Below are 4,546 nucleotides of genomic sequence, written 5' to 3'. Positions count from 1 at the left end.
CGTGGACGGTGGGGGTGGTGGGTGCGTCTTCGCCGGCGCGGCCGACGTCGCCCAGGTCGTGGCCGGTGCTGTCGCCCAGGCGTATGTGCTCACCGGCCTGTTCGGCGGTGTGGGTGCCGGCACCGACCAGGGCCGGTTCCTTGGCCGGGGACGGGGTGTGGGGGGTGTCCGCGCCTGTTGCCGGGGTGTCCGCGTCCGGGTGGGGTTTGTCGACGATGTCGGTGGGGGCCTGGTCGGCGTGCTGGACGAGGTTGCCCTGGTGGTCCAGGAGGTTGCCGTGCGGGTCCATGTACTGGGCCGGGGAGCCGTCCACGCTCGGCAGTTTCGTCGTGTCCTCGGGCAGCACCGGGGTGTCGTGCGGCAGCTCGATGGTGCCGTTCGGGAGCTTGGTCGCGCCCTCGGGGATCGGGGCACCCTCGGGGAGGTGGACCGTGCCGTCCGGGAGCTTCAGCGAGCCCTCGGGCAGGGTGATCGCGTTGTCGGGCAGTTTGGGGATGTCGATCTTGCCGATGCCCTTCAGGCCCTTGGCGATGTCACCGATCTTCGACAGACCGGCTCCGGCGGCCTTGCTGACGTAGGTCATGGGGTCGATGACCTTGCCGGCCTTGCCCGCCGCGGACAGCACCTTCGCGACCGCGCCGGCCTTGCCCGCACCCGACGCAGCACCCCCCGCACCACCGGTAAAGACGGTGGTGAGGACGTTGAAGGTGACCGCGCCCGCGGCACGAGCGGGGTTCTTGCCCCACTCGTCCCACGCCACCAGCGCCTTGCCCGTCTCCTTCATCGCGGTGCGCGAGTCACGGATCCACGAGGGCAGCTTGTCGTCGGGCAGTGCCCAGAACATCGCCCCCACACCCGGGATCGACGAGATCGCCAGCCCCGTGGCCAGCTGGGCCAGGCCCTTCCACGCCTGCCCCATCGCCTCCCAGCCACCGAAACCGACCAGCGTCCCCAGGCCCTTGATCGTCCCCCACACACCGTCCACGATCAGGCCGTCCCACACGAACGACTTGACCCAGTGGCCGACCTCGTACCAGTGATGCTTCTCCTCCACCGGGTCACCCCAGGGAAGCTTCGCGTTCTTCAGGTCCTCCGCGTCGAACCCGTACTGGTTCTTCTTGTCCGACCCGTCACCGGCCACCATCTGCGTGCCATGCCACAGAGCGGTGATCTTGTTGTGGCAGGTGCGCTCCGCAGCCCAGAACGCCGCCACCGTCCGCGTGACCTCGTCCCGGATCCGGTTGTGATGCGCGACCTTGTCCCCGTCGTACTCCCAGTCGTCATCGTCCTTGACGGAATTGACGAAGGTCGTCGCTTCCTGCTTCAGCTGCTCCAGCTTCTTCACCAGCGGACGGATCTCCGTCGCATACCCCGCCAGCGCCCCCGAGACGGTCTCCAGACCGTCCGCGAAACTGTCCGCGCGGTCCTTGACCGGCTTCGTCGTCGCGAACAGCTGCTCCGCCTCCGGAGCGGTGTAGTACGCCGACAATCCCTGGAAACGGTTGTGGACATCCCGGCCCGTGTCCCGGACATGACCCGCATCCGCCTTCAGCGCCGCGTAATCCTGCTCCAGCAGCTCCAGATCCCCCGTGAACTGCGGAATCTCCTCCGGCTTGATCACGTCTCACTGCCCCCGTTTGTCCGTCTGCTGATCCGGACCGACCTGCTCAAGATCGGACCATCATACAAACGGGGTTATGGAACGTCAGCTGGCGTGCGGGGCGCGGCGCTTGCGCTTTCCGGGGCCGCCGTAGCTCGGTGCGGCGCCGGTGGGGGAGGGGCCGGGCAGGAGGATTCCGCCGCGGAGTGCGCCCGCGGTGCCGGGGGTGTGCGCGTCCGCCTCGGCGTACGGGTTTCCGTGGGTGCGGACGTCCTGTTTGCGAGCGCCGCCCACAGCACCAGCAGCAACCGGCGCATCCTCAGCAGTCCCGGCGGCAACGCTTGCCACACCGGCTGGTCCTCACGTGTCCGCCCCGCCTGGAGGCTCCCCGTTTCCACAGGCCAAGCGGCGCAGGCGGTCGTTGTCGCGGCAGATCATCGCCAGGTAGAAGGAGGTGACCCATGTTCCCGCGTTCAGATGGGACTCGGGACCGGTCGCGGGAAGGATGTGCTCCCGCTTCCCGATCCGGCAGGTGACGTGCGTGCCCTCGGGCGCGGTGGCCGCGGCGAAGAGGGCGGACCCGGTCTGCATGGACGTGACCCAGGCTTCCCAGGTCTCGAACCGCACGGCCTGCGGGTCGACGGCACAGTGCTGCTGCGCCAGGGCGAGCGTCGTGCTCAGCGCCTGGGGACGCAGGACAGGCGAGCCGGCGAACTCGTCGAGGATCCAGTCGGTGGTCTCGGTGAGGGCGTCGAGGGTGTCCGGGACCTCGTCCGTGGGGTACTCGTGGCGATCGATGCGGGCAAGGGGCATGTGCTGATCAGACGTCGATGTCACCTGGGACGACACTCCGATCCGCGTTACGGCGCACTCGGTCTCGTGGCCGGAAGGACCTCACCTCGCCCCGTCGACTCCCTTGCACTCCGACACCGCCGCCGCGGAAATTCAGACCTTGAACTCACCGAGCCAGCTCCGCTCCAGCAGGTGTTTGGGCAGGTAGTCGGTCTGCACATCGATCGGAAGGTCGCCGTCGTAGGCGAGGCAGGCGATGGCCAGGGGTGCGAGTGCGACCATGCCGGCCGGGTCGTCGGTTCGGTCTTCGTCGGCGGTCCAGTAGGCCTTGTGGAGGTGTACGGCTTCTGCGAGGGCTTGGTTGAAGCCGGGGCCGTCCTGGCGCAGGAAGCGGTAGAAGAGGTTGATCGGGGGGTAGAGGATGTGCTGCAGCAGGTCCCGGGGAGCGATCCGGGCGACATCCGGGTGGGAACCCCGAAGCGCCGCCGTCAGTTCTTCCACCAGTCCGGGACGCTGCAGCCAGTAGGCCTGCAGCGCTGCGACCCAGTGGTAGACGTAGTCGTCGTAACCCCCTTCCGGCGAGCGAAGCCGGTCCAGGGGTACTTCGCACAGTTGGGTCAGGCGGTTCTGGTCGCGGCAGATGACGGCGAGCCAGAAGGCGGTGAGCCAGTTCCCGGCGTCGGCGTAAGGGCGCGGCCCGATGACCGGCAGGGTCCACACTTTGTGGGCAATACAACACTCGACGCTGCCTTCATCGGTGCCGGTCACCGCGAACAGGGCGGAGTAGATCTGAAGGGCGGTGACCACCGCCTCCCAGGTCTCCAGCCTGGCCGCCCGCGGGTCCACGGCGCAGCGCGCATGAACGTGGAGCACGGCCGTGCTCAGCATCAAGTCGATGGAGCCCGGCGCTTTTTGGAGGTCCTCGACGTCCTCGAGCACGTCGCGGCCCAGATCCTCCGCATAGCCCTCGTCGTCAGGGCCCGGGGAGCTGTGGCGGGGAATGGCAACGCTCATGACTTGTCTCCGTGAGGGACGCAGCTCCCACACGGCCTTCGACTGTCCTCCTCGTCCGCCCGAGAGAGCGCGTGTGGTGTCGTGAAGGCGCCTTGCTCAGGTGGGGAACTCCCCGCACCAGTTTCGCTTGATGAGGACGGCGGGCAGGTAGTCGGACTCGACCTCGATGGGCATGCCTGCGTCGTAGGCGAAGCAGACCATGGCAAGGGGGCCGAGCGCCACGAAACCTGAAGCCTGGAAGGCCCGGCTTTCCTCGCTCCAGTACTCCTTGTGCCACTTGATGGCATTGGCGAGCGCCTGGTTGAAGCCGTCGTTGTCCTTGCGGATGAAGCGGTGGAACATCTCCATGGGCGGGTAGAGCAGCTTGCTCACCGTCTCCGGATCGGCGACGGATTGCGGGTCGGTGCCGTCGACCGCCGCCACCAGCTTCTGGACGAGATCCTGGTCCCCCCGCCAATACGCCTGAAGCGTCTCGATCCAGGCGTAGTGATGCTCCTCGAAACGTGAGCCGTTCTCCCGGAGCAGGGAAACGGGCACATGGCACAGAGCGCTGATCCTGTCCTTTTCTCGGCAGACCACGGCCAGGTAGAAGGCGTTGATCCAAGCGGCCGGGGTCACGTACCACTGCGGCCCGGTGGCCTGCAGCGTGCGGTCCTTGTGGGCGATGCGGCACCGGACGTGCCCTTCGGTCGTGGTCGCGGCGGCGAACACAGCAGAGCCGACCTGCATCGCATTCACCCAGGCATCCCATGTGGGAAAGATCGCAGCTCTGGGATCCAGTAGACACCTCGTTTTGGCCAAGGTGAGGGTGGTGCGCTGCGCGTCACCGAGCTCGGTGGAGTCCTCCTCCAGGCCGTCGATCAACTCCTCGGCGCTCTCCTGGAGTACGGCGATTCCTTCTTCCGCCTTTTCCGTCGGCAAAGGGTGGCGGGGGATGATCGCGGCCAAAGCGTTGCTCCTCGGAACGTCTGCTGGATGGTGAAGGGCGCTGATCCGGTATGGGAAATGGACCGGCGGCGCTGCTCGCCTGCGCGGCTCAGGTGTCGTACTCGCCCACCCACGACCCCGGACGGAACGCGTGGCGGTCAATGCGGGTGCGCAAGGGCATCCTTCGACGGGGGGATTCTTGAGTGTGCCTAT

General features: G+C 67.4%; 4 protein-coding genes and 1 pseudogene. All 5 read right to left on the bottom strand.

All coding sequences use genetic code 11. The features are described from left to right. Positions 1-1,621: pseudogene (locus tag AB0I83_RS31250) on the bottom strand (hypothetical protein); the annotation flags it as partial. Between the two features lie 84 nt (positions 1,622-1,705). Then, positions 1,706-1,894: a hypothetical protein gene (locus tag AB0I83_RS31245; protein ID WP_363307033.1), complete on the bottom strand. Its 189-nt coding sequence runs from the start codon at positions 1,892-1,894 to the stop codon at positions 1,706-1,708. Positions 1,895-1,960: 66 nt separating this feature from the next. Further along, the gene (locus AB0I83_RS31240; RefSeq protein ID WP_363307032.1) at positions 1,961-2,413 is read right to left on the bottom strand and encodes an immunity 49 family protein; all 453 of its coding nucleotides are present in this window, start codon (positions 2,411-2,413) and stop codon (positions 1,961-1,963) included. 132 nt (positions 2,414-2,545) lie between these two features. Then, on the bottom strand, positions 2,546-3,406 hold the full coding sequence (locus AB0I83_RS31235; RefSeq protein WP_363307031.1) for an immunity 49 family protein: 861 nt from the start codon (positions 3,404-3,406) through the stop codon (positions 2,546-2,548). A gap of 96 nt (positions 3,407-3,502) precedes the next feature. Then, positions 3,503-4,354: an immunity 49 family protein gene (locus AB0I83_RS31230; protein WP_189427861.1), complete on the bottom strand. Its 852-nt coding sequence runs from the start codon at positions 4,352-4,354 to the stop codon at positions 3,503-3,505. Between the last annotated feature and the right edge of the window lie 192 nt (positions 4,355-4,546).

Source organism: Streptomyces sp. NPDC049970 (assembly GCF_040660235.1).
Classification (GTDB): domain Bacteria; phylum Actinomycetota; class Actinomycetes; order Streptomycetales; family Streptomycetaceae; genus Streptomyces.
The sequence above is the reverse complement of the archived record's forward strand: the minus strand, read 5'-3'. Positions and strand labels throughout refer to the sequence as shown.